Below are 25689 nucleotides of genomic sequence, written 5' to 3'. Positions count from 1 at the left end.
ATTCCCCATCTCACAAATTAAGTATATCCTTTGTTTGCTTTTGGTGTCAAAGCCAATAAAACACTTACAATAATGAGGAACCCTATATTTAATAATGTTGCCCATCGGTAAGCAACCGGGAACAAAGTTAATACCGATGGATTATCCAGGTGTTGAAAAAAAACGCCTCCCACTACAGCAACCCCTATAGCCACCGAAATCTGCTGCAGGGTTAAATAAATGCCCGATGAGGCACCTAACATATCTTCAGCAATACTTTTTAAAGATATAGTCATCAATGAAGGTAGAATTGTACCACAGCCAACCCCATAAACAAACAATATAATGGTAATTTGCCATTGAAGGGCATCAGGTGAATTAAATATAATTAGGTGAAAAACGAGTGCCACAATCATAATAACCGATCCGAACAACGATACATATTTACCATAACGGGTTACCCGGCTTGCAAAAAACATGGATGCGAGCACGTAACCCATTCCCTGGCAAACAAAGTAGATTCCGGTATGGACGGAACTAATGCCCATCCCGTTTTGTAAGTAAACGGTATTGATCAAAAAGTAAGAATCCTGAACAAGATAATAAAATAGCGAAATTAAAAGCCCTATCCTGAAATCGAAATTCTTAAACACCTTTATATTGAGCAAAGGATTTTTCCCCAACCTTTTGCTTAACCACTGATGATAAATAAAAGCAAGTAGCAAAACTACCGATAGTACCAGCATCAAAATGCTCCATATTGGCCAATTCAATTCCCTCCCCTGGATAAGTGGATAAATAAATGCCGTTAAAGTTAACATCAGCAGCAAGCCTCCGGTAAAATCAAATTTCTCAGCGATTTTTACCTGCGACTCTTTAAGGTATTTAAAGCCCAATGCAACAGCAATTAGCCCGACAGGTACGTTTATCAAAAAAATCAAACGCCAGCTTTGTGAAATCATTTCCAGATCAGGGATTAAGCCTCCTAAAAACTGACCAACAACAGAGGCAATGCCTGCAATACTACCATACATACCGAGCACTTTTACTCTTTCTTTAGGATCGGGAAATAAATCTGGGATAAAAGACATTCCTTGCGGAACCATAAAAGCAGCACTTACTCCCTGAATAAACCTGGCAATGTTTAACTGGGTTGCCGATTGTGAAAACCCACAAACAAAAGAAGCAGTGGTAAAGACCAACATTCCGGTTAGAAAAACCTTTTTCTTTCCAAAATATTCACCTGCCCGCCCGCCAGTGATAAGAAAGGAAGCATAACCCACAATATACATCACGATTACAAATTGCATATCGGCATCGGTGCCTTTAATTCCAGATTTGATGGCGGGAAGGGCTACATTTACAATGAACAGATCCAATACAGATAAAAATATAGCCGAACACACAATTAACAACAGGAACCACCTTTGATTTTTTTTCATACCCTTGTTTTTCTTATATTTAAAATTTAAAGTAAGAAAACGCTTTAACGGCAATCAAGTAGTCTTATAAACCGTACCAAGTATGCAAAACAGTACCAATAATGAGTATAAAGCAGTTACAAATGGAGAAAATCAGGATTTATTTTTAAATGACTCCCCATTGACAGGTGTTTTTAAGATCATTGGGGGTAAATGGAAAATTATGCTCATTAAAGCTATTGCAGCACAATGTCCTAAGCGGTTCGGCGAGCTTAAACGCGAGATGAATTTATTAAGCCAGGGTACGCTCACAACACAGCTTAAAGAAATGGAACGCGATGGCCTTATCCTCCGCGAAGCTTTTGCAGAATCTCCACCACGCGTAGAGTATAAACTAACCAATGTAGGTAAAAGCCTCCTCCCGGTAATAGATGTTTTAGAAGATTGGTGGAACACCTTCCAGGCAACCAAATAGCAACACATATAAAATAATTGGGCACTCGTTAGCAGCAGTATTATCTTCGTAAATAAAGCTTAAAAATGCTGTCAGAAAAGAAAAAATACCCAACAAGTAAAAATATATAAATTATTTCATTTTTATTGGATTCTGCACCTAAATAAATGCCTCTGTTTTACTACCTTTGCGGCTCAAAATTTTCAGTAGAATGAGTCAATCCATTAAAATCAAAAACGCTTTAATCTCAGTATATTATAAAGATGGTTTGGAGCCATTGGTAAAATTGTTGGCCGCACAAGGGGTACAATTATTTTCTACCGGCGGAACAGAGCAGTTCATCAAAGATTTAAACCTTCCGGTTACGGCGGTTGAAGATTTAACAGGTTATCCATCTATTTTAGGCGGACGTGTTAAAACCTTGCACCCAAAAGTATTTGGCGGAATTTTAAACCGTAGAGCATTAGCTGGCGACCAGGAGCAGATTGCTGAATATGAAATCCCTGAAATTGATTTGGTTATTGTTGACTTGTATCCTTTTGAAGAAACCGTAAAAGCAGGCGGAACACCAGAAGAAATTATCGAGAAAATCGATATCGGTGGTATTTCCTTAATCCGTGCCGCTGCGAAAAACTTTAACGATGTTGTAATTATCGCATCGAAAAACGACTACCCTACTTTACAAGCCCAATTAGAAGCACAAAATGGCGAAACTACATTGGCACAACGTAAATCGTTCGCTAAAACAGCTTTCCATACTTCTTCACACTACGATACTGCAATTTTTAATTACTTCAATACAGAAGAACCGCTTGATGTTTTCAAACAAAGTGTAACTGAAGCTAAAACTTTACGTTATGGCGAAAACCCTCATCAAGGTGGCGTATTTTATGGCGATTTAGATGCCATGTTTACCAAATTGAACGGTAAAGAACTTTCTTACAACAATTTGGTTGATGTGGATGCAGCTGTTGCTTTGATCGATGAATTTGAAGATCCAACTTTTGCAATCTTAAAACATACAAACGCTTGTGGTATTGCTTCCCGCCCTACTGTTAAACAAGCCTGGATTGATGCATTAGCCTGTGATCCGGTTTCTGCTTTTGGTGGTGTATTGATTACCAATGTTGAGGTAGATTTAGAAACGGCCCAGGAAATCAACAATCTTTTCTTTGAAGTATTAATTGCACCTTCTTACCAAACAGAAGCGATTGAGTTATTCAGTAAAAAGAAAAACCGCGTTATTTTACAACGTAACGAGGTTGAGTTGAGCAAAAAACAATTTAAAACCTTATTAAACGGTGTAATTGAGCAGGATAAAGATTTAATTATCGAAGGCCCTGAGCAAATGACAACCGTAACCGATAAAGCACCTACTGCACAGGAGCTAAAAGATTTATTCTTTGCCAACAAAATTGTAAAACACACCAAATCGAACACCATTGTTTTGGTTAAGGATGATGTTTTAATTGCAAGCGGCGTTGGTCAAACCTCACGTGTTGATGCCTTGAGACAAGCGATTGAAAAAGCGGCCGCTTTCGGATTCAGTGTTAAAGGTGCAGCGATGGCATCTGACGCTTTCTTCCCTTTCCCCGATTGTGTAGAAATTGCTGCCGAAGCCGGAATTACAGCTGTGCTGCAACCAGGTGGTTCGATTAAAGATGCTGATTCTGTTGCTAAAGCAAATGAAAAAGGTATTGCAATGGTAACCACTGGAGTAAGACATTTTAAACACTAGAAAGGTAGAAAATTGAAGGTTTAGAGGTGAAAGGTTATGCATTATGCCGTTATTGCGAGCCCCAAAGCAATCTTACGTATTACTATAGTAGATCACTTTGTTTCTTGCATTGTAAATTAACCTAGGCAATATAGTAAGACTGCTTTAACCTAAGAATTACAGGTTTTTATTTTCTGAACATTTTAATTGCCTTAAAAACAATTTAATAACTGAAGAAAATAAAACTTAAAACAATAAAAAAGCTATTTTTACATTAGGAATAGTATAGATTTGATAAAATAAAGAAAACATACCTTATACATGGGATTATTTAACTGGTTTACGCAAGAAGTTGCCATCGATTTAGGCACTGCGAATACCCTGATTATACATAACGACAAAGTAGTTGTAGATGAGCCATCTATCGTTGCTTTCGATCGTACTACAAACAAAGTCATTGCTATAGGTCGTCAGGCAATGCAAATGGAGGGTAAAACCCACGATAATATTAAAACTGTTCGTCCATTAAAAGATGGTGTTATTGCCGATTTCAACGCTGCTGAAGCGATGATTAAAGGCATGATCCGTATGCTTAATGGCGGTAAAGGCTGGATGTTCCCATCTTTACGTATGGTAATCTGTATTCCATCTGGTATCACTGAAGTAGAAAAACGTGCAGTGCGCGATTCAGCCGAAATTGCCGGTGCAAAAGAGGTATACTTAATTCATGAGCCGATGGCAGCTGCAGTAGGTATCGGAATTGATGTTGAAGAGCCAATGGGCAACATGATTATCGATATAGGTGGCGGTACTACAGAAATTGCGGTTATCGCTTTATCGGGTATCGTGTGCGATCAATCTATCCGCGTTGCTGGAGATAATTTCGACTCTGATATTGTAAACTACATCCGCCGTCAACACAATATTATGATTGGTGACCGTACCGCTGAAAAAATTAAAATCGAAGTTGGTGCAGCTTTACCTGAATTACAGGATGCTCCTGCCGATTTTGCAGTTCAAGGTCGCGATTTAATGACTGGTGTACCAAAGCAGATCACGGTTTCTTATACCGAAATTGCACACTGTCTGGATAAATCGATCTCTAAAATTGAGGAAGCAATTTTAAAAGCTTTAGAGATTACTCCCCCAGAGCTTTCAGCAGATATTTACCAAACTGGTATTTATTTAACCGGTGGTGGTGCCTTGTTAAGAGGTTTAGATAAGCGTGTAGCTGCTAAAACTAAATTACCTGTTCACGTTGCAGAAGATCCGCTTCGTGCAGTAGTTCGTGGAACTGGCATCGCCCTTAAAAACATTGGCGGATATAAATTCTTAATGCAATAACCCAGATTTGGGATAAGAGATGTGAGATTTGAGACTAATTATCCAAACTCATATCTCATATCTCAGGTCTCATATCCCATGAGCAATGCGTAACCTTTGGATTTTCATCAGCAGATACAACGCATTTTTCTTATTTATCATTTTTTTTATCGTAGGGATCTACCTAACGGTGAAAAACAACGCCTATCAGCGTAGTGTAACCTTAAACTCAAGCAATGAGATAGTGGGTACCGCATACGAAAGGTTAAATGTTTTTAAGCGATATTTAAACCTGGGGATGGTTAATGATAGCCTTGCAGCAGAAAACGCCAAGCTTAAAAGCCAGTTACTGGGATTAACTACGGTAGATACAGCCAAAGATGTTAAAGTGGTAGATACGGTTACCGATCAACAATACACATATCTGGCAGCCAAAGTGGTTAAAAATTCGATCACTTTGCGCAACAACGTAATGACCATTAATAAAGGCACAGTTGACGGCATTAAAAGCGGCATGGCCGTTATTGCTCCGCAACGTGGAGTGGTTGGTTTTATCCGTGATGTTTCTGCACACTTAGCAACGATCCAATCGCTATTGCATAAAGACACTAAGATTAGTGTAACCTTGAAAAAGAATAATGCACTTGGCTCATTAGTTTGGGGCGACGGGAATTTCGATATTAAAAAGGCATTTATCAAGGAAGTACCCAACCACATTAAAATGTATGTGGGCGACACGGTAGTTACTTCGGGTTTTGCTTCATTTCCGAAAGGGATTTTGGTGGGCAGGATCAGCAAACCAAATGTAGCTACCAACGATAATTTCTTATCGGGAGAATTAAATTTATTTACAGATTTTAGCACATTGCAATATGTATATGTGGTTAAAGATAAAAAAGCCGAAGAGCAAAAGGCTTTGGAAAGCTTAGTTAAACCGAATGAATAGTAGAATCATAATTGTAAATGTGATCAGGTGGTTTTTACTCCTTTTTGTGCAGATATTCCTGCTCAAGAATATGGGCTTCTATGATCTTTCTACACCATTCATTTATGTATTGTTTTTACTCCTGCTTCCCTTCGGAATCCCCAATATCCTGCTGTATTTACTGGCTTTTGGAACAGGCTTAACACTCGATGCTTTTTATGATACCATGGGCGTACATGCTACAGCCTGTGTGGTATTGGCTTTTGTAAGAATTTCTTTTATTTCAATAAGTTTAAACCGCGACGCAATTGACGACCCAGAACCATCGTTAAGTTATATGGGTTTCCAGTGGTTTTCACTTTATGCTTTTCTTTGCGTTGTTGCACACCACCTGGTGCTGTTCTTTTTAGAAACATTTAGGCTAACCGAAATTGGTTATACCTTAATGAGATGCGGCTTAAGTTGTATCTTTACACTGCTTATTATTTTATTGGTAGAGTTTATATTCTATAGAAGAACACCACGCTAATGGATCAATTATTTAACCGAAAATATATCGTTCAAGGATTATTTATTGTAATTGCCCTGATTTTATTGGGAAAATTATTTTATATCCAGATTATTAGCGACAAGGCCTTTAGTTCTGCCGAAAGTAACGTTTTACGCAAAATTTATAAATATCCTGCCCGCGGCGCCATTTTAGACCGCAATATGAAGGTTATTGTACAGAATGAACCTGTGTACGATTTAATGGTTACACCAAACGAAGTTAAGCCTTTTGATACTTTGGCATTGGCCAATGCTTTAGAAATTACGACAGAAGATGTACGTAAGAAATTAAAAAAAGCCAGGGCACAATCAAATTATCAGGCTACGTTTTTCGAACGTCAGATTTCAGTTCAAAGTTATGCCCGCCTGCAAGAAATTATGTACCGTTTTCCTGGTTTCAGGACCCAGGATAGAACTGTAAGGCATTATCCTGACAGTATTGCCGGACAGCTTTTTGGTTACGTAAAAGAAGTAAGTCCTGATGACATTGAAAAATCGGAAGGATATTATAAACCGGGCGATTTTATCGGAAAAAGTGGCCTAGAGCGATCATATGAAGATTTTTTAAGAGGTGAAAAAGGTGTGGTTAATACACTTTACGATGCGAAAAATATCGCTCAAGGTAGTTACGCTGGCGGAAAATACGATATCAATGCCGTTTCTGGTGATCGGCTAATTTCTTCATTAGACATTAGGATTCAAAGACTTGGCGAAGTGCTGATGAAAAATAAAGTTGGTGCCATTGTAGCCATTGAACCATCAACCGGCGAGATATTGGCCTTTGTAAGTAGCCCTGGTTATGATCCGAATCAACTTGTAGGTAAGGATTGGGGTAAAAACTACATGAGCTTGATTGCAAATCCCTATCGCCCACAGATTATCCGTCCTATCGCAGGCCAGTATTCTCCAGGATCGTCATTTAAACCTGTTGATGCCTTGGTTGCATTACAAGATGGCGCGATTGATCCAAACACCACTTTTTTCTGCCCGGGTTATTATATGGCCGGAAATCACAAAGTGAAATGCGAGCACGTTGACGGAACCATTAATATGCAGCGAGGTATTGCACGCTCTTGCAACACCTATTTTTGTCATGTTTTTCAAAACATCATTACCAAAAACGGAATGAAAAACCAGCGTCAAACCTATGCCAATTGGCATGAGCAGATTGCTAAATGGGGTTTTGGCCAGAAACTTGGAATAGATATGCCTTTCGAAAAAAAGGGAATATTTTATAAGGCAGATCATTACGATAAAATCTATGGTAAACGCTGGGGCTATACTACTGTAATCTCTCAGGCCATTGGCCAGGGCGAAATCACCTCTACCCCGCTCCAGATGGCCAATGTGATGGCAGCAATTGCCAATCGTGGATATTATTTTAAACCACACCTAATCAAAGGAATTGGAGACAAAAATGTAGTTAAAAAGGAATATGTAGTTAAAAATTATGTTGGTATTGATGAAAAATATTTTCCACCGGTAATTGAAGGGATGAGAGATGCGGTAAACAGCCCATGGGGAACAGCGAAAGAATCTCAGATCCCAAACATTATCATGTGTGGTAAAACCGGAACGGTACAAAATCCTCATGGCAAAAACCACTCTGTGTTTATCGGTTTTGCGCCAATAAACAATCCGAAGATTGCAATTGCTGTAATTGTAGAAAACGGCGGTTTTGGCGGATCTTATGCCGCCCCTATTTCAAGTTTTATTGTAGAGAAATATTTAACAGATTCCATTAAGCCAAAATCTAATGGTTATACTGTTAAAGCATTCTCAGAAACCAATCTCTTGCCTGCAATTATAGATAAGACAAAAAAGCTTAAATTAAGTAAAACAGATAGTCTTAACATTAAAAAAACCGATTCGCTTAAAAGGCTTAAAGATGGCCTGAAAAAGAAACCAGCAATATTAAAACAATCTGTTGCTACAAAACCTAAAGTGAGCAAACCATTTGAAACCAATAAACCTGTAAATAACAAGAAATAATGCAGCAACAGGGAAACCGCTTTTTTTTTAATGTAGATTGGATTACTGTTTTAATCTATATCGCCTTATGCGCTATTGGTTTCATCAATATTTATGCATCGGTTCCTCCAGAACATTCAGCTGTTTTCAGTTTTACCACCCTGTATGGGAAACAACTCATTTATATCATCACTGGTTTAATTTTAGGTTTATCTATCTTATTGTTTGATGGAAGGCTTTTCAATGTATTCTCACCCTTTATTTATGGTGGTACATTACTGTTGTTAATGGCCGTTTTGGTAATCGGGAACAAAGTGGCCGGGAACCAGGCGTGGATTGCAATAGGCTCATTTAAACTTCAACCTGCCGAATTTGCCAAGTTTGGTACAGCCTTACTTTTGGCAAGATATGTAGGTGCATTTAACCCCAAATTCCGCGATGTTAAATCAATCATGATTGCTGGATTAATCGTGGCCGCACCACTATTGTTAATTATGCTTCAGCCCGATACTGGTTCTGCATTGGTGTTTCTTGCATTTATGTTCCCCTTGTACCGCGAAGGTTTATCAGGTTACTTTCTATTGATATTTTTGGGAATGATTGTGCTCTTTATTGCTGATTTCTTAGTACCAACCTATATCTTGATCATCATTATTACCACAATTGCCGGCCTTTTCATTTATAACAACAGAAGAAAACAAAAAATAATCTTCTCTACTGTTTTGGTAACCGTTTTCGCTATTGGCTATCTGTTCTTAATAAAAATCGCTTACGAAAAAGTTCTAGCGCCCCACCAACGTAGCCGTATCGAATTAATGTTAGGGCTTAAAACCGATAATAAAGGAGCGGGCTATAATGTAATTCAATCGCAAATTGCCATAGGCTCGGGGCAGGCAACCGGCCGAGGATTTTTACAGGGTACACAAACAAAATATGGTTATGTGCCTGAGCAAAGCACCGATTTCATCTTCTCTACTATTGGCGAAGAATGGGGATTTATGGGTTGTTCTGTGGTGATAGGTTTGTATATGTTCCTGCTACTCCGATTGGTTAATTTAGCAGAAAGGCAACGTTCTACATTCTCAAGGGTGTATGGCTATAGCGTAGCTTGTATCCTTTTTTTCCACGTTTTTATTAATATCGGGATGACGATTGGCATTATTCCCGTAATTGGGATTCCCCTACCCTTAATTAGTTATGGAGGATCATCGTTATGGAGTTTTACAATTTTACTGTTCATCTTTTTAAAACTCGACTCTAACCGGATGGGATTTATTTAGGCTTTAGTCGGAAGTCGATATTTAGCCTAAAATGCCCTTTTTAAGTTACGTCATTTCGAGCGGAGTGCAACGCAGTCGAGAAATCTATATTAACAGATTTCTCTCCCGAACATTCGGGACTACGCTTCAGTCGAAATGACGACCCCATAGATACTGAAAGAAATTCAGTATGACGACAGCGCAGTGTAACGCCAGCCGCAAGTCGCCATACGCTGCGCCCCTACTTGCTAAACCTTCGGTTCAGTAATTCGTAAAACTGATCAACCGTGGCCTGCTTATTGGCCCAATTATTTTTTGCGGCATAATTATTTTGAAGAAAACCATCTGCTGCTTCAAAGCTGTTCATTTTATTTACAATATCAATAGCTTCAGAATAAGCCAGGTTATACCCACTAAAAAGATCTTTGATAAAAAGTAACTTTTCGTTTAAACTAATTGCCTGTTTTAAATCAGCAATAGGTGCTTTAACAGGCTCATCGCTTTTACCATTTGTTTTGGCAAGCAGATCGTTTAAACTTGGTGTAGGTTTAGTGACTTCGGGCTGTGGAACTGGTTTTACCGGAACAGCTTCAGGAGTAAACAAAGGGCGCTCCTGTTCAACAGAAGGAGAAATAATAGGATCATCCAGTTTCACATCCTTAAGTGCCTCAATAGGCTGAGTAATAGGTGCTGAAATAGATTCTTCTACCTTAGCAGCTACAACAGGCTCCTCCTTTGTAATTATCTGAGGCTCTTCCTCTTCATGCGGAATTAAAAAAGGTTCAGGACCAATTTCATCTTCTTCAGTTGGTACAGGTTCTTCCTGAACAGATAAAACATCTTCCTTTTCGTGAATTATCTTTTTACGTGCTAAAATTTCTGCTTCTTCTTTGCTTAGAGGGCGATCGAAAATTTCTTCAACAGATTTCGCTTCATAATCGAACTGATCGTTTTCATCGTGTGTACCCAATACAAATTCGAAAGTATGGTCGTCTTGGTCTGGTTTAAAAAAATCTTTATTCAAAAGCGATGCAGCTTTTTCTTCTTCAATTATTTCATCATCCCGCATTTCCTGTTCGGGCTTCACATCTATCCGTTCTTCTTCTTCCTGGGCAGTAGCCACTTCTTCCAGTTCCTGCGGATCAAAACATTCATCGTCCTCTACATAACTTTTTTCGGCTTCGGGCAGTATAATGGTATTTTGTTCGGCCAATAAAGCATGGTTTCCGGGCTCAGTATGTTTATCTTCTGTTATGGCATTTAATTTTTTGACGATATTCACGTGATCAGAAAGAAAATGGGCATTGGCCAGAAAAAGCTCCAACTCCAAATCATTTAATTGCTGAGGATTTTGAGCTAAAAACTGATATTGCTCATTTAATTCTGTTAAAATGCTGCCGATCTTTCTGAAAATATCCTGTTGGTTCATCATAAAATTAAAACGAATTTTTAGTCGATTTATGTTGGTAACTATGTGTTCAAAAATAACACATAATTCTCATATTTGTTCGGTTTAAAATTATAGAACGGACATAGGGGAATAAAAAAAAAGGCATGTTATTTAGCGAACAAAATTTTAGAAGAAGGGGCGAATTTTCGGGAAGTATAGAAGTGGTATGTGGCTCTATGTTTTCTGGTAAAACGGAAGAGCTGATCCGTAGATTAAAAAGAGCTCAGATTGCTAAATTGAATGTCGAAATTTTTAAACCCCGTACCGATACCCGCTACCATGAAACCGCCGTGGTTTCGCACGATTTAAACTCCATAAACTCTACCCCCGTTGATAGCGCTTCGGCCATTTTACTACTTGGCACCAATACACAGGTGGTGGGTATAGATGAAGCTCAGTTTTTTGATGATGAACTGCCTGATGTTTGCAATAAACTTGCCCTTAAAGGTATACGGGTTATTGTTGCGGGCCTGGATATGGATTTTACAGGCAAGCCCTTTGGCCCTATGCCTGCTTTAATGGCCATTGCCGAACATGTTACCAAAGTAAACGCTGTTTGTGTTTGCTGCGGAAACCCAGCCCTGTACAGCTACCGTACAGTTGCTGATGAAGCTACCGTTTTATTAGGAGAAAAGGAAAGTTATGAGCCTAGATGCAGAGCCTGTTACAATTTAGGCAAAGGATAAGTTGGTTTATTGGTTCATTGGCCATTAGTTCAGTCGTAATTGCATGTTGGTTATTGTTCATTTATAACTGAAAATTGGAAACTGAAAACTGATTCCCGTTTTTTGACGCGCAATACCTGTACTAAGATTAAAGTGGGTTCCCGTGTTTTGCTGTACACTTCGGGCTTCGTACCTCAACCCTGCAGGGTACCTGCTTCACCCGGGGCTAGCTGGCGAAAACTTTGCGGCGAATAGAGAAACAAAATCCTCCTTTTTACTTTTAAAATTGTCTGAAGTAAAATTTAACTGATATTTGTATGGTGAATATAAAAAACAATACCATTTCAATTTTAGGCTGTGGCTGGTTTGGCCTGGCTTTAGCCAAAAAACTGATCGGGTTAAATTATAGCGTTAAGGGTTCTACCACAAGTCAGGAGAAGTTAGCAATACTGCAGGCCGAAAATATCCAGCCGTTTTTAGTCAACTTTACGGCAGAAGCGATTCTAGCTGATTCAGCTTTTTTTGGGGCCGATACCTTGTTTATCTGTATTCCCCCAAAGCGCAATTCGACTGAACTTCTTGATTATCCCAAAAAGATAAATTCTATTTTGGCTGCAGCAAAAGATAAATCGAAACATGTGGTGTTGATCAGTTCGACGAGTGTTTATGCTGATGAAAACAAAACAGTGAATGAAACCAGCGAGGCACATCCCGATACTGATTCAGGAAGGGTTGTTTTAGCTGCAGAAATGCTATTTAAAGAACTATTTCCCGAAAACTGCACAGTAATCCGCTTTGCAGGTTTAATTGGCCCTGACCGTAACCCAGGGAGATTCTTTGCTGGAAAAAATAATGTACCGAATGGTTTAGCTCCGGTAAACTTGATTCATCAAACAGATGCTGTAGGAATTGCAGTAAAGCTTTTGGAAAAACAGGCATTCGGAAGAACGTATAATGCCTGCTCACCAAACCATCCTGCAAAAATGGAATTTTATAGCGCCGCGGCTAAAACCACAGGACTTGCAGCACCTTATTTTATTGCAGAAAAGAAAAATTGGAAAATCGTAGAGAGTGTTAATGTACCCGAGTTTTTGGGTTATAAGTTTGAGGTTGGGATTTAGATGATTGACTTATTGTGCGTCGCATTTGTAAGCCGCATCGTCACTCCCAACTTGATTGGGAATCGTAATGCCATAAGCTTTAAGATTCCCACCTGCGTGGGAATGACGACGATTTTTTGAAATCTATTTTTGTCACTTTGGTTAGTGTCTTCACGAACCAAAATTAGATTTATCAACATGGTCCTTATACAGGCTTAGGATGACAATCCGAATGGATTTAGCGAACTTATACTAACTCAGTAATCCTAGTAATTCTTTCTTTGTGAGGTTTTTAAACAAACTGCCATCCGTTTGAATCAGATCCTTAACCAGATCTTTTTTGGTGGCCTGAAGCTTCATAATTTTCTCCTCAATCGTATCCGGGCAGATTAAACGGACAGCCATCACATTTTTATGCTGACCAATCCGGTATGCCCGATCGATAGCCTGGTTTTCAACTGCGGGATTCCACCATGGGTCTACCAGGTAAACATAATCAGCTTCGGTAAGGTTCAATCCGGTACCACCAGCCTTTAAACTGATCAGGAAAACCGGAATATCGGCGTTTTGTTGAAAAGAAGTAACTACTTTGGCTCTTTTACGGGTTTGCCCGGTAAGGTATTCGTATTTAATGCTACGGTTTTCCAATTGCTTCTTAATCAGATCGAGCATGGTTACAAATTGAGAAAAAACAAGGATTTTATGTTTTCCGGCCTTGCTCTCAATCTGCTCCATCAGCACATCAATTTTTGAGGAAGCCTGTAAATATGATTTTCCATCAGCCAATAATGCGGCCGAATTGCAGATCTGCCTTAGGGTGGTAATACTTTTCAGCACATGCATCGAACTTTTAGGCAATTCATCTTCCTGTTTACCCAAAATAAAATCCTGAATTTCCTTTTTGTTCGCTTCGTACACTTCGCGCTGCTCCGCTCCCATTTCGCAGTACAGTACAATTTCCGTTTTATCGGGAAGTTCTTTTGCCACCTGTTCCTTGGTCCTGCGGAGAATAAATGGTCTTATTTTTTTCTGAAGTTCTTCTGCCCTTCTACTATCCTTAAATTGATCGATCGGGGTTGAATATAAATCGGCAAACTGCTGTTTGCTGCCAAACAAACCCGGACAAGCGAATGACAGCTGCCCGTACAAATCAAAGGTATTGTTCTCAATCGGTGTTCCCGTCATGGTTACTTTATTCCTCGATTGCAGCATCCGAACCGCTTTATAACGTTGCGAATCTGGATTTTTGATCAGTTGTGATTCATCTAAAAAGATATAGTTAAAACGATAATCCTTTAAGAAACGGATATCAGAGAGCAGTGTTCCGTAGGAGGTTAAAATGATTTCGTAATCGTCAAAAGTGTCGGTCGTTTTGGTCCTTTCTCCGGCATAAATGGTTTTTACCTTTATAGATGGCGCAAACTTTTCTATCTCGGCCTTCCAGTTAAATATTAACGAAGCTGGAACCACCACCAGATTTGTATTGTGCTTTACTTTTTCGCGCTGTGATAAAATGAAAGCCAAAACCTGGATGGTTTTTCCCAATCCCATATCATCAGCCAGGCAAGAACCGAAATTAAAGTCATCTAAAAAGTTGAGCCAGTTTAAACCGTCTTTCTGGTAGTGACGTAAAGTTGCGGTTAAACCTTTTGGCACCTCTACTTCCTGAATCGAATCCGTTCCTTCAAATTTCTGCTTGTACAGCTTCAGTTCGTTCTTTACATCACCATCTAACAAAGCATCTTCATAAAGCTCATTTATAGAAGCAAATTTAATTTTTGGTGTAAGAATGGCATCTTCAGTTACTTCGCCAGCACTAAAATAAGCAGCAAATTTTTCGATCCATTCATGAGGTAATATGCCTTGGGTTCCATCATCAAGTGTTACAAACCTGCTTTTGTTCCTGATTGATTTATGCAGATGCTTGAGCGCAACCTGTTGTTTACCAAACTTTACTTTTACTTTGGTTTCGAACCAATCTGTCCCACTTAAAACCTCAATATTAATTTTAGCCTGAAATTCGCTTAATTTATTGTTTTTGAGCTGGTTGAAACCTAAAACATGAATGCCTTTGTTCCGCCATACCTCAAAAGCTTCGAGAAACCAGGCTTCTTCCAGGAACCGTTTGCGGTGCAGGTAAAAAGAATCGTTGGTTTCTTGATCGTAGAAATAAGGGTGCTGTTTCAATACGTTTCCGATAAATTGCAGCTCGGCATTTTCGTCGCGGTGTAAGGTAAAAAGGTTGCCTAGTTTATCCTGTGCCTGGATCTGCTTTTTAGACAGCACAGGTATTTCTAAATTCCCATATCGCATTACCGGAGTGAGGAGAATATAATCTTCAGATTCAGATAGGTAGATCAACTGCTCGTTTTCGAGATCGAAACCTTTTTCTTCGATCTGGCTTTTGGTGGCAGGCTTTAAATAAGAATAATCGACATGGATACTTCCCTCTAAAGGCACCAAAATAACTTTCTGAAACTCAGGATATTTAGTTTTGTGCAGGATTAACCTGTTGCTCTGCTTTTTGAAAAACCCGATTACGCGTAGAAAATCCAACCTCCCAATTAAATAAAGTTGATTGTTAAGTTTAACAAAATATTGGTGCACCAATACCAGGTTGTCCAGCTCGTAAGATTTCCCCTCGATAATCAGCCGACCTGTAATTTCGTAATAATCATCACGTTGATTTACAGAAAGACGCAGGTCTACTTCCAATAAATGAACATCAACCGCTGTAATGGTCGATGCTTGAATAGCAACTGACTGCTTGCTATCCTGCAGGTAAAAAGGAATCTGTTTAGGATTTTTAACGATCGCTTTTAAGGCTTCAATCTCCGCCTCGCTTTGATCGCTATTGTAATTCTGCTGAAAAGTGGTAATACCGCTATAAAACTTTACCTGGTCGTTGTCATCTGTTTTAAACAGTAAATCAGCTGGATTGATTCCTTTTATCGGGTTTTTAACCTTGCCGCTTTTAGTGGTTTCGGCCTCAAATAATTCTACCGTTAAATTGTTGTAATAGCGGTGTTGCCCAAAAACCAGGATCATTTTACCCTGACCGTTTTTAGCTTGTACTTTTGCTTTGGTTTTATTCGCCGGCAGTAAAAGTTCCTGTAAATTTTGCTGGGCTTCTTTATTGAATGGCTGGAGGGCACCCATTTTTGGGCGGATATCCAGCTGGCTATTTTCGTAGCTCAGGTTAAAAAGAAGATCGAGGTTTTCTTCTTTTTCTAAACCATAGTCAATTGCTATTTTTAAAAGCTTTTGCTTACGAAGGTTAGCATCGAAGAAAATAAGCAGATCCTGGCGCTGAAGAATGTTGTACAAAACCCTTGCCTGATGCTCACACAATTTATGCTTTGGCGTGGCACAACGACAAGAAAGTTTTACGGAGTTTGAGTGCTGCTGCACCTGAACAATCGGGAAGGGCAATCCAGAGGCCTCATCGCTAAATGCTGCAAAATCGATTTCAATCTGCTCGGGGAAAAGTTGGTAAAAGCCCTTAACATCAGTATGGATCAATCCGCTTAAATGTTTGAGGATAACAATCTGGCTCAGATTTTTCAGGTTAAAATCCTTCAAAATATAATCGTAAGGATTTTGTTCTGATACTAGATGCGCGGTTACCTGTTCACTCATTTAAACTAAAATAGCTAAGTGATAAAAGTAATCATTAATAAGTTTTAGCTAAAACCTCTTTTTAGGTTTTTATGCACAATTAATCAAGAGAATCGTCATTTCGAGCGAAGTGCAACGCAGCCGAGAACCACGTAGTGCTCAGCGAAGCTAAATCTGTCTCGATAGATCTCTCCATTTCGCTACGCTTCAGTCGAGATGACGAACTAACAGCGTACTACAGCGATTTACGCAGGTTCAAATAAAAAGGCACTGCTACCTTCTCGGTTTTTCCGTTGAGAATAAATTCAGCAGCTTGAGCGCCCAGTTCGCTAAAATCAGTTGAAATGGTCGTAATCCCATCCAAAATAATCTTTTTTAAAGGCGTTTCGTTATAAGAAATTACACCAACATCTTTCCCGATTTTAAGTTTTTGGGCAATTAGACGTTCAATGAGTGTTACCAGGTCATCTTCCATCAGGTTAATGTACACCTCACCAGGATTAATTTCTTCGTCTTTAATGTTATGAATTACTTTATGATCAAAAGCATACTGCTGGCAGAACCGGTAAAAGCCTGTTAGAATTTCGTGTGGGAAATAACTGTTTTTTGGGAAGATAATTTTTAAGGTGCGATAATGCGAAAGCCGATCTAAGGCCTGCTCTAAAGCCGCGTAGATATCTTGCGCAAAGTTTTCATAGGCCGCAGCATAATCGCCTGTTACTCCAGGCAGCAATTTATCAAGAATGACTAATTTTTCTTTGGGAATGGTATTGATAATTTCGTGCGCATTTTCGCCACCTTCTAAAAAATGTGGAATAATTACAAAATGCGAATAATCATCCCGTTTGGTGACGATCATTTTTTTAAACAGTGCGAAATCATTGTTGTAGATATAAAAATCAATCGCTGCACGCTCCCCAAGTGTTTTGGTAAAGGAATCGTAAATGATCTTTTTGTGTGTACTGAGTTTATTAAAAAGCAGACAGACCTTTAGTTTACGCGAGAAATCGGTATTGATAATGAAATAGCCCTTTCCTGGTACAGAATCAACCACCCCGAGTTTGCGGAGGTTACGGTAACCTTTTTCTGCAGTATCTCTCGACATTTCCAAACTGAAACTCAGTTCATTAATAGATGGCAATAAACTATTTTTCAGAAGTTTACCACTTTCAATTGCGGCCAAAATAGCATTGGTTAACTGCTTGTATTTTGGCGTAGACGAATACTCGTCGACGTTAATGTAAGGAATTAAATCTTCTGGTTTCAAAATGGTTATATTGATATAGGAAATTCTAATATAAGGAAATTCCTAAAAATCTAGTGTACGTTGTATGGCAGAATAGTATTTTAACTGGATCATATCTGTTGGTGGAGGATTTTCATTCCAGGCATCATTTATAGCCAAAGCCGTGCCTATGGCGGTAGCCTGCGAAACTGAAGAGGCATAAACCTCAATATCCGGAATGGAAGTAGCCAGCAGATGCATATAAATTGCATTTTTACCGAAGCCACCATCTACAAAAATTCTCTTCACACCTGCATTTAAAATCAGCTTTAATGAGTAAATCTGCTGTTTGATCAGATCAAAAATTAGTTGGTGATAAGCTTCTTCTGCTGTTTGAAAGAGGTTCAGATCACGCTCGGGAAAAGCAGAACTTGCGGAAAAACCCTTTTGCTCCTGTTGGTTTTCAGGAATTTTATTGGCCAGTTTCAAAATCATTGAAGGGTTAAACTTCAAATGTTTAAACAGATAGGCCGCACGATCGAAATGTTCTGCTATTCGCTTAAGTTGTATCTCGTGCTCATAACCTGCAAAAATACGCGAAGCCTTAACCGCCTTCCCTTTAAAGTGCATGTAACACAGGCAATCCTGTTTAAGTTCTTCGGCAGTTAAAGGCTCCTGGTTAAAAGGGTTTAAACTGATGCACCAGGTTCCTGTTGAAATGAGTACAAATGGTGTATTAAAATTGGCCAGATAAGGAATTAGCGCTGCAGAACTATCGTGCAAACCTACACCAACCTTTACGCTGCTCCCTTCGAAATCAGTTTTAAGGCTGGAATCTGCAGGGGTAAATACGCCAAATTTCTCGTCGATTTTTTCGGTAGTAACCCAGTTATGGTATTCACTTTTATTGAAATCCCAAAGCTGGGTATGGCAGCCGATACTGGTAATATCGGCTACAGCCTTACCCGTAATTAAATAACTCAAATATTGGGGCAGGTGTAAAGCCCACTTCACCTTTTTAAATATTTCGGGTTTTTCGTTTTTCAGGCGATACAATTGCATTCCTGAATTTAAGCTGCCTAAAATAGGCGAGGCCGTTTCTAACGAAATTTTCTCCTCACCTCCGTATTTTGCGTAAAAGGCTTTTTTAAGCTCCTCCGGGTATTCTTTTAAATAGTTATAAAGCGGTGTTAGGGGATCACCATTTTCATCGAGATAAACAAAACTGGCACCATAGGTAGAAAAGTTTATGGCCTTAACATCGAACTCTTTTAACTGCAAAACCTGATGCAGGGAATCGTAAACTGATAAACGCAGGCTTTCGAGATTTTCGCATGGTTCGCCATCTTCATCAACTGTTTCTACAAACCGTGCAGATCGTTCGTAAACAATATTGTAGTTCTCGTCGATCAGAAACAGTTTTTTATTTGTTTTCCCAACATCAAATATGGCAATAACAGGTTTAGGCATTTTCTATTTCTATTTACAAACCTGTGGCAACAGTATTTCCGCGGTGGTTAACTAACTTATTTCTAACCTCTAAACCGCGGTATAAAGCGATTGGCGATAAAGCAGCTCCAGCTCTTAATCTGGCTTCAGCTACTAAAGCCCTTAAATCGCTCCGGAAAGTATGCTGCAAAATTTCCTGTGCTTTTGCCACATCGTTGTTGTTCTGCGCTTCGTTTAAGGCTTTTCGATCAACCAGTAAAGCTTGGGCATAGGCTATCATAATAGCTTCCACTGACTGTAATAAATCCTCTAACGGGTCTTTCACATTGTGAGAAGCATCGATCATCCATCCTAAATCTTTTGCATGGTTCATCCCTTTTGCGTCCATACCTTCTACCAGTTCGTTAAAAATTAAGAACAATTGGTAGGGTTTAATGCTTCCGGCAGTTAAATCATCATCACCATACTTAGAATCGTTGAAATGGAAACCACCCAATTTTCCTTCCATTAACAATAGCGCAACAATCTGCTCGATGTTTGCATTAGGCAAATGGTGGCCCAAATCGACTAAAGTATAAGCTTTTTTACCCAATTTACTTGCATATAACAGTGATTGTCCCCAATCGCCAACCGTAGTTGAATAAAAATTAGGTTCGAAGGCTTTGTATTCTACAAACATCTTCCAATCTTCTGGCAGAGCTGAATAGATCTCCTGAAGACTTTCTAGAGTATTTTCAAAGGCTTTACGGAAATTAAGCTGACCGGGGAAGCAAGAACCATCGGCAAGCCAAACGGTTAATGCATCAGATCCCAGTGCAATACCGTGTTTAATTACCTCGATATTATGTTCAATTGCCTGTTTACGGATGTCTTTATTTACATGCTGTAACGAACCAAATTTATAACTGTGTGCAGAACCTTTCTGATCTTGAAAGGTATTCGAGTTCATGGCATCGAACTTTAAACCATAGCCAGATGCCAAAGTTTTTAACGCTTCTGCATTTTGAGGGATATCCCAGGGAATGTGAAGCGAAATTGCACCACTTGCACCATTAAGGGCATGTAGCAAACCAACATCTTCAATTTTTTCTTCAATGGTACGTGGTTCACCACCTGTAATGGCAAAACGGCCAAAACGTGTTCCACCTGTACCTAAAGCCCAGCTTGGAATGGCAATCTGAAAATCAACCAGTTTCTGAATTACGCTTTCTACATCAACGTGCGCCCAATCTTCTTTTAAAAAAGAGAGTTTGCGCTGATGTGAGGTTAAAAGGGAGTCGTTATGTTTTTCTATTTGGTTCTGCTCGATATTCATTAGAATATTTGGTTTATTAGGTTAATTGTTACGGCGATACAATCGCCATTCTTTCTCATCCCCGTTAAAACGAGGATGATGATATTATTTACTAAATTTAAAAGTCATTTCGGTCTGAGCCAGGCACAGACCGATTAAACAACTTACTAAAACTGAATTTAAAATCTATCGCCGTGGTCTGTGTCTCCACAGACCACTGATCAAATTATTCGTTTCGTTCTGTGAGGACACAGACCGAGGAATTTAACCGAGGATTAAGCTATCTTACAAATGCCATGGCTACTCCGCCATCAACATTTAAAACATTTCCGGTTGATTTGTGCAACAAGCCACCTACAAAGGCGAAACAAGCATTGGCAATATCATCTGGTAATATAATCTGATTTAGCAAAGTACGTTTTGCGTAATAAGCCGGCAACTCTGCAACAGTAATGCCGTAAGCTTTTGCACGGCCTTCTGCCCAACCGCCAGCCCAGATATTGCTATCGCTGATTACAGCATCAGGGTTAACCACGTTTACACGGATATTATCTGCACCCAATTCAGCAGCATTTAACCTGCTCAAATGTAACTGGGCAGCTTTTGCACTGCCATAACCCGCATTATTTGGTCCGCTCACCAGGGCGTTCTTACTTACAATATTAATGATATCGCCGCCAATATTCTGCTTTTGCATCGTATTTGTTGCAGCCTGAGTAATAAAAAACTGACCTTTTACCAAAACATCATATAATAAATCCCAATCCTTCTCGGTATGATCGGCAATGGTTTTAGAAATCGATAACCCTGCATTGTTTACAATAATATCTACTCCGCCAAAAGCCAAAGCTGCCGAATCGAAAGCTTGTTTAATATCTGCTTCGCTGGTTACATTTAGAATTGCCGTACTGTAAGAATCTTTACCATACAGGCTCGCAAATTCTTTACCTGCTTCTTCCAAGCGCTCGGCATTCATATCGTTTAAAATCACTACGCCGCCTTCTGCAACAAACTTTTTAGCAATCGCCTTACCAATTCCGCCGGCACTGCCCGTAATCAAGGCAATTTTGCCAGTTAAAGGTTTCGGCTTAGGCATACGTTGTAATTTCGCTTCTTCCAACAACCAATATTCAATATTAAAAGCTTCCTGGTGCGGCAATGAAGTATATTCTGAAACGGCCTCGGCGCCTTTCATTACATTAATGGCGTTGATATAGAATTCTGCAGCAACCCTAGCTGTTTGTTTATCTTTAGAGAAGGTAAACATTCCGATACCAGGATATAAAATAACAACCGGATTCGTATCGCGAATGGCAGGACTGTTTGGATGTTTACAGGCTTCGTAATAAGCAGTATACATTGCCCTATATGCTTCGAAAGCAGGCTCTAATGTTTCTTTTAGTGCTTTAACATCCGATAAATCGGCATCGCTTGCTAAAGTTAAAACCAGCGGACTGATTTTAGTTCTTAAAAAGTGATCTGGACAACTGGTTCCCATTGGAGCCAAACGATCCAAATCATTAGAATTGATGAATTCTAAAACGCGACTGTCATCGGTAAAATGACCGATCATGTGCTGTTTAGAAGAACACAAGCCACGCAAAACAGGTGCTAAAGCAGCTGCTTGTTGTTTACGCTGATCTGCTGCTGCACTTTCAATCTTTTGTCCTCCAAAAACAGGACCCTTTTTACCATAATTTTGGTTAAGGTAATCAGAACAGATTTCAATAACTTCTAAGGTATTGAGGTAACTTTCGTAAGCGGTATCGCCCCAGGTAAACAAGCCGTGCGAACCTAGCATAATACCCCGGATACCTGGATTTTCATCTAAACATTGCTTTAATTGCAAGCCCAGTTCGAAACCTGGTTTTTTCCATTCCACCCAGCCAATTGTGCCGCCAAATAATTCTTCAGTAATTTTTTTACCGTCTTTAGCCGCAGCGATTGCAATGGCCGCATCTGGGTGCAAGTGATCGATATGCGCAAACGGTAAAAAACCATGCAGAGGGGTATCGATTGATGGTGCTTTAGAGCTTAAATCGAAAATGCAGTGGTTAAACAGTTCAACCATTTCATCTTCATGCTCCACGCCACGGTAAATATTTTTCAGGCTGCGTAAACGGTCAACATATAATGCAGCAAGTCCACTTTTCTTTAACGTTCCTAAATCGCCACCTGAACCTTTTACCCACATTACCTCAGTTTCTAAACCGGTAAGCGGATCTTTTTCCAATACTTTACACGAGGTATTTCCACCTCCATAATTGGTTAAGCGTAAATCTGCACCCAATAAATTAGAGCGATAAATCAAAAGGGCAACTTCATCACCAGCCAGTTTTGCGGCTTCCTCTTCATCCCACAGATAGCTTACGTGCTTATAATTTTTCGTATCGATTGACATTCTTATATTCTATTTTAAATTTTTATTTATTAACCTTTAATTGAATTACCATAACCCACAATGAGTACCGAAATGATGATTGTTAAAATACCCGCCAAAACAGTAATCAAAGTTTTTCTTGATACACCTTTCCACTCTTTTAATACCAGCCCCCATACATTGGCGATTAAAATAATAAAGGCCATGTGCAGAATCCACGAACTGGCACCGTTGCCCATTTTGCTTTCGCCCATGCCGTAGAAAAAGAATTGTAAGAACCAGGTGGTACCTGCCAATGCAGAAAAAATATAGTTTTTTAAGAGTGGCGTTTTTGCATTGGTATAATCGCCAAATGTTTTATTCCTTGCATTTAATACCATACACCAGATAAAATTGGTGGTTAAGCCTCCCCAAAGTACAATTACATAAGTAACGTTGTTCTGGAATAAGAAATTACCTGTTTCAGCAGGATTTGCTGCTTTCCAGATCGCATTGGCAGCATCGGCCATTGGTTTTCCCGCTTCGATACCAAAATTGAAACAGGCACTTAAAACCCCTGAAACAATCCCCACGAATAAACCGAGTCCAAACTTATATTCTGTTTTTACCTCCATGCCATGCGGATCGGTAATGCCAGATTTCATTTCCTTTTCTTTCATCATACCTGCTTTACCGCAGATTACAATGCCAATAACACAAACTAAAAGCCCCAGCAATACCATGCGGCCCCAATCGGTGTGTAAAAACATGGTAAAAGTATCTTTACCTGCCTGCGGGAAAAAATCGAAGTAAATGGATGGCAGGATTGAACCTAAAACCATACAAAGTCCTAAAATGATACTACTTCCTAATGATACACCCAGATAACGAACGCCTAAGCCATAGGTTAAACCTCCAATACCCCAAAGCACTCCAAAAAAGTAGGTTAACCACAAAATACTGCCATTGGTGCTGGTGATAATTGCCGTAAAATTAGGGATGGTTAAAAAAGCAGCAAGTGGCGGAACGATTAACCAGGAGAAGATTCCCCCAACGATCCAGTAACTTTCCCAGGCCCAGCCTTTAACTTTTTTGTACGGAATATAAAAACTTCCGGAGGCGAAACCACCGAAGAAATGAAAAATTACACCTAAAACTGCTTGCATGCGCTATTAATATATTTGGTTGCTCTAAAATAGAATATACGGTAATTCTAACTGTTATGCACTGTTATGGATGAGGAATAATCTAGTAGATTTAGTTAACAATGGCTTGTTTACAATAGCCGATTTCACTATTGGCGGAAGAAAGATTTGAGCTGCCTGTACCAGCCCAGGTTAAATAAACCCGATTGCCGGGAAGAGCTTCCGATCCTTCATCGGAACTCGAACCAAAAAGCGGGACTGTAATTGCCATGCACACAGAACCGATCATTTCCCATTAATAATAAAAAGTTGTTCTTTTTAGGAAATGAAAGGGCAGCATTTCATGGATGCTGTAGCCCCGCCATTCGCTATAGCTCCGATAGAAAAAATCGGAGGCTACCGCTGCTGTCGGGTTTAGGCACAGCGGTTTGTTTTCCAAGCACCAGCCCAGGTTAAATAAACCCGATTGCAGGGAAGAGCTTCCGATCCTTCATCGGAACTCGAACCAAAAAGCGGGACTGAAGCCTGCCAAGAACCACAGGCCATTTGTTTCCTCATTAAAAAACTATCAATTTCATTTAGAGCGCAGAGCCAGTACAAAACACTAGGTTTCTTCCCGTTTTACGCTTATACGCTTCGCCGCCTCGTACCTCGTTGCTGCAGGGTAACGCTTCGACCGGGGCTATTGGGCCAAATCAGCATTTCATTTCCGGGGTTGCCAAGTGCAGAAAACATTGTTCCTAAACCCGATTGTAGTGGTTTCGATCCTTCATCGGAAAGAACGGAACGGGACTGAAATTGCCAAAAGCACAGAACCAATCATTTTCTATTAACCCGAATTAGATTTTTTATATGAGCCAATTGGAAAGACGAAAAAAGGGTGTAATTTCTGGTGCAAAATGTTACCACCCGGCACGATTTATAGCATTGGAAGCGCAGAAATTCTATCCGCAATATCTTCAATCACATCAACCGATCTGAGGATTTTATAATGCCCCACATCTACAAAAGATTTTGAACTGATGGCAGGATATTTATCCAGGAATTCTTTAAGGAATGGATATGGCGAAATATGATCAGCCGGATCGAATGCCAGGAAATGATTTAAATCCGGACTTAGTTGATACAGTTCGGTCAGGTTAAAGTGGCTTACAGGAACAGGGAATTCTTTGGCAAAGTTACTAAAAAAGATATCCTGATCTTTATTTCCAATGTTTACCGAATCTAAACTCTGCTCAAAATTTTCTTTCAGTCTGATTAATGGTGCGATGCTAATGAGCAGATTTGGAGTTAAACCGAGTTCCTGCAAAGCAATTACATTAGCCATACCGCCAAGCGAATGCCCGATGAGCACATCAGGCTGTGTATAATTTAAGGCAATCGATTTTATTGAATCGGCATACAACATCAGGTTGGAAAATTCAGAGATTGAGCTTCCGTTACCGGGCGCATCAAAAGCAATAATTTCAAGGTCATCTATCTTCAGGAGTTCAATAATCAGCTCATAAAAATCTAAAGCCTTTGAAGCCCAGCCATGTGTTAGTAATACTTTACGTTTTCCATTTCCCCAGCTAAAGCAGTTAATGGTTATATCGGCATGGGTAAAATAAGTATCAAAAACCTTGAGGCTAAATTGCTTTGATACAGCGACCAGCTGTTCCTGATGCTGGCGTAATGGCATTTTGGGTGAGTAAAAAATAAACTCGCGCATTAAAGCTGCATCAGGCGCTGCCTGTGTTAATTTTAACTCGTTTACAATTTGTTTTAGCCTTTTCAATCCGAGCTT

The 25689-nt window shown here is 39.5% G+C and carries 19 protein-coding genes; 9 read left to right on the top strand and 10 right to left on the bottom strand.

Features of this window, described 5'->3' with window-relative positions; translation table 11 throughout:
• Positions 1-17 precede the first annotated feature (17 nt).
• Positions 18-1421, bottom strand: coding sequence for an MFS transporter (locus ACN9MR_RS03045; RefSeq protein ID WP_426328196.1), 1404 nt, complete (start codon positions 1419-1421; stop codon positions 18-20).
• Between the two features lie 82 nt (positions 1422-1503).
• Here ACN9MR_RS03045 and ACN9MR_RS03040 point away from each other — a divergent pair, with 82 nt between their 5' ends.
• The 7 genes from ACN9MR_RS03040 (at position 1504) to rodA (ending at position 9619) form a co-directional block, all read left to right on the top strand.
• The gene (locus ACN9MR_RS03040) at positions 1504-1875 is read left to right on the top strand and encodes a winged helix-turn-helix transcriptional regulator (RefSeq protein WP_426328195.1); all 372 of its coding nucleotides are present in this window, start codon (positions 1504-1506) and stop codon (positions 1873-1875) included.
• 190 nt (positions 1876-2065) lie between these two features.
• Complete coding sequence (purH, locus tag ACN9MR_RS03035) at positions 2066-3592, top strand: bifunctional phosphoribosylaminoimidazolecarboxamide formyltransferase/IMP cyclohydrolase (protein ID WP_426328194.1); 1527 nt, start codon at positions 2066-2068, stop codon at positions 3590-3592.
• Positions 3593-3892: 300 nt separating this feature from the next.
• On the top strand, positions 3893-4915 hold the full coding sequence (locus ACN9MR_RS03030) for a rod shape-determining protein (protein WP_010601761.1): 1023 nt from the start codon (positions 3893-3895) through the stop codon (positions 4913-4915).
• 85 nt (positions 4916-5000) lie between these two features.
• Positions 5001-5840, top strand: a complete 840-nt coding sequence (gene mreC / locus ACN9MR_RS03025; RefSeq protein ID WP_426328193.1) for a rod shape-determining protein MreC — start codon at positions 5001-5003, stop codon at positions 5838-5840.
• Positions 5833-6348: a hypothetical protein gene (locus ACN9MR_RS03020; RefSeq protein ID WP_029277298.1), complete on the top strand. Its 516-nt coding sequence runs from the start codon at positions 5833-5835 to the stop codon at positions 6346-6348. Before mreC ends, ACN9MR_RS03020 begins: the two co-directional genes overlap by 8 nt.
• Entirely contained in the window at positions 6348-8360 is a 2013-nt protein-coding gene (gene mrdA / locus ACN9MR_RS03015; RefSeq protein WP_426328192.1) for a penicillin-binding protein 2, read from the top strand. The genes ACN9MR_RS03020 and mrdA overlap by 1 nt, the downstream gene beginning before the upstream one ends.
• On the top strand, positions 8360-9619 hold the full coding sequence (rodA, locus tag ACN9MR_RS03010; RefSeq protein ID WP_426328191.1) for a rod shape-determining protein RodA: 1260 nt from the start codon (positions 8360-8362) through the stop codon (positions 9617-9619). The genes mrdA and rodA overlap by 1 nt, the downstream gene beginning before the upstream one ends.
• 220 nt (positions 9620-9839) lie before the next feature.
• On the opposite strand, the gene ACN9MR_RS03005 is transcribed toward rodA, so the two are convergent.
• Positions 9840-11030 carry a hypothetical protein gene (locus ACN9MR_RS03005; RefSeq protein WP_426328190.1) on the bottom strand — a complete coding sequence of 397 codons (1191 nt, stop codon included), beginning with the start codon at positions 11028-11030 and terminating at the stop codon, positions 9840-9842.
• A 122-nt stretch (positions 11031-11152) separates the two neighbouring features.
• Between ACN9MR_RS03005 and ACN9MR_RS03000 the strand changes: the two genes are divergently transcribed.
• Entirely contained in the window at positions 11153-11734 is a 582-nt protein-coding gene (locus ACN9MR_RS03000) for a thymidine kinase (protein WP_051691820.1), read from the top strand.
• A gap of 296 nt (positions 11735-12030) precedes the next feature.
• Positions 12031-12834 (top strand): SDR family oxidoreductase, encoded by an 804-nt coding sequence (locus ACN9MR_RS02995; RefSeq protein WP_426328189.1) that lies wholly within the window; start codon positions 12031-12033, stop codon positions 12832-12834.
• A 231-nt stretch (positions 12835-13065) separates the two neighbouring features.
• Here the strand turns inward: ACN9MR_RS02995 and ACN9MR_RS02990 are convergent, their stop codons facing one another.
• From ACN9MR_RS02990 to ACN9MR_RS02955, 8 genes are all read right to left on the bottom strand, one after another.
• Positions 13066-16452 carry an SNF2-related protein gene (locus ACN9MR_RS02990; RefSeq protein WP_426328188.1) on the bottom strand — a complete coding sequence of 1129 codons (3387 nt, stop codon included), beginning with the start codon at positions 16450-16452 and terminating at the stop codon, positions 13066-13068.
• A gap of 214 nt (positions 16453-16666) precedes the next feature.
• The gene (locus ACN9MR_RS02985) at positions 16667-17698 is read right to left on the bottom strand and encodes a GntR family transcriptional regulator (protein ID WP_167293237.1); all 1032 of its coding nucleotides are present in this window, start codon (positions 17696-17698) and stop codon (positions 16667-16669) included.
• A 42-nt stretch (positions 17699-17740) separates the two neighbouring features.
• Positions 17741-19126: an FGGY-family carbohydrate kinase gene (locus ACN9MR_RS02980; RefSeq protein ID WP_426328187.1), complete on the bottom strand. Its 1386-nt coding sequence runs from the start codon at positions 19124-19126 to the stop codon at positions 17741-17743.
• Positions 19127-19139: 13 nt separating this feature from the next.
• The gene (locus tag ACN9MR_RS02975; RefSeq protein WP_426328186.1) at positions 19140-20420 is read right to left on the bottom strand and encodes a sugar isomerase; all 1281 of its coding nucleotides are present in this window, start codon (positions 20418-20420) and stop codon (positions 19140-19142) included.
• Between the two features lie 259 nt (positions 20421-20679).
• Complete coding sequence (locus ACN9MR_RS02970) at positions 20680-22800, bottom strand: bifunctional aldolase/short-chain dehydrogenase (protein ID WP_426328185.1); 2121 nt, start codon at positions 22798-22800, stop codon at positions 20680-20682.
• Positions 22801-22829: 29 nt separating this feature from the next.
• Complete coding sequence (rhaT, locus tag ACN9MR_RS02965; protein ID WP_426328184.1) at positions 22830-23924, bottom strand: L-rhamnose/proton symporter RhaT; 1095 nt, start codon at positions 23922-23924, stop codon at positions 22830-22832.
• Between the two features lie 91 nt (positions 23925-24015).
• Positions 24016-24174 (bottom strand): hypothetical protein, encoded by a 159-nt coding sequence (locus ACN9MR_RS02960; protein WP_426328183.1) that lies wholly within the window; start codon positions 24172-24174, stop codon positions 24016-24018.
• A gap of 648 nt (positions 24175-24822) precedes the next feature.
• A complete protein-coding gene (locus ACN9MR_RS02955) occupies positions 24823-25680 on the bottom strand; it encodes an alpha/beta hydrolase (protein WP_426328182.1) in 858 nt (285 codons plus the stop codon).
• Between the last annotated feature and the right edge of the window lie 9 nt (positions 25681-25689).

Origin of the sequence: Pedobacter sp. R-06 (genome assembly GCF_049913135.1) — a bacterium.
Classification (GTDB): domain Bacteria; phylum Bacteroidota; class Bacteroidia; order Sphingobacteriales; family Sphingobacteriaceae; genus Pedobacter.
The sequence above is the reverse complement of the archived record's forward strand: the minus strand, read 5'-3'. Positions and strand labels throughout refer to the sequence as shown.

Bases quoted from the DNA above. Each gene is read 5' to 3' on its own strand.
- ACN9MR_RS03045 (WP_426328196.1), bottom strand. From the start codon at position 1,421: ATGAAAAAAAATCAAAGGTGGTTCCTGTTGTTAATTGTGTGTTCGGCT.
- ACN9MR_RS03040 (WP_426328195.1), top strand. From the start codon at position 1,504: ATGCAAAACAGTACCAATAATGAGTATAAAGCAGTTACAAATGGAGAA.
- purH (WP_426328194.1), top strand. From the start codon at position 2,066: ATGAGTCAATCCATTAAAATCAAAAACGCTTTAATCTCAGTATATTAT.
- ACN9MR_RS03030 (WP_010601761.1), top strand. From the start codon at position 3,893: ATGGGATTATTTAACTGGTTTACGCAAGAAGTTGCCATCGATTTAGGC.
- mreC (WP_426328193.1), top strand. From the start codon at position 5,001: ATGCGTAACCTTTGGATTTTCATCAGCAGATACAACGCATTTTTCTTA.
- ACN9MR_RS03020 (WP_029277298.1), top strand. From the start codon at position 5,833: ATGAATAGTAGAATCATAATTGTAAATGTGATCAGGTGGTTTTTACTC.
- mrdA (WP_426328192.1), top strand. From the start codon at position 6,348: ATGGATCAATTATTTAACCGAAAATATATCGTTCAAGGATTATTTATT.
- rodA (WP_426328191.1), top strand. From the start codon at position 8,360: ATGCAGCAACAGGGAAACCGCTTTTTTTTTAATGTAGATTGGATTACT.
- ACN9MR_RS03005 (WP_426328190.1), bottom strand. From the start codon at position 11,030: ATGATGAACCAACAGGATATTTTCAGAAAGATCGGCAGCATTTTAACA.
- ACN9MR_RS03000 (WP_051691820.1), top strand. From the start codon at position 11,153: ATGTTATTTAGCGAACAAAATTTTAGAAGAAGGGGCGAATTTTCGGGA.
- ACN9MR_RS02995 (WP_426328189.1), top strand. From the start codon at position 12,031: ATGGTGAATATAAAAAACAATACCATTTCAATTTTAGGCTGTGGCTGG.
- ACN9MR_RS02990 (WP_426328188.1), bottom strand. From the start codon at position 16,452: ATGAGTGAACAGGTAACCGCGCATCTAGTATCAGAACAAAATCCTTAC.
- ACN9MR_RS02980 (WP_426328187.1), bottom strand. From the start codon at position 19,126: ATGCCTAAACCTGTTATTGCCATATTTGATGTTGGGAAAACAAATAAA.
- ACN9MR_RS02975 (WP_426328186.1), bottom strand. From the start codon at position 20,420: ATGAATATCGAGCAGAACCAAATAGAAAAACATAACGACTCCCTTTTA.
- ACN9MR_RS02970 (WP_426328185.1), bottom strand. From the start codon at position 22,800: ATGTCAATCGATACGAAAAATTATAAGCACGTAAGCTATCTGTGGGAT.
- rhaT (WP_426328184.1), bottom strand. From the start codon at position 23,924: ATGCAAGCAGTTTTAGGTGTAATTTTTCATTTCTTCGGTGGTTTCGCC.
- ACN9MR_RS02960 (WP_426328183.1), bottom strand. From the start codon at position 24,174: ATGGCAATTACAGTCCCGCTTTTTGGTTCGAGTTCCGATGAAGGATCG.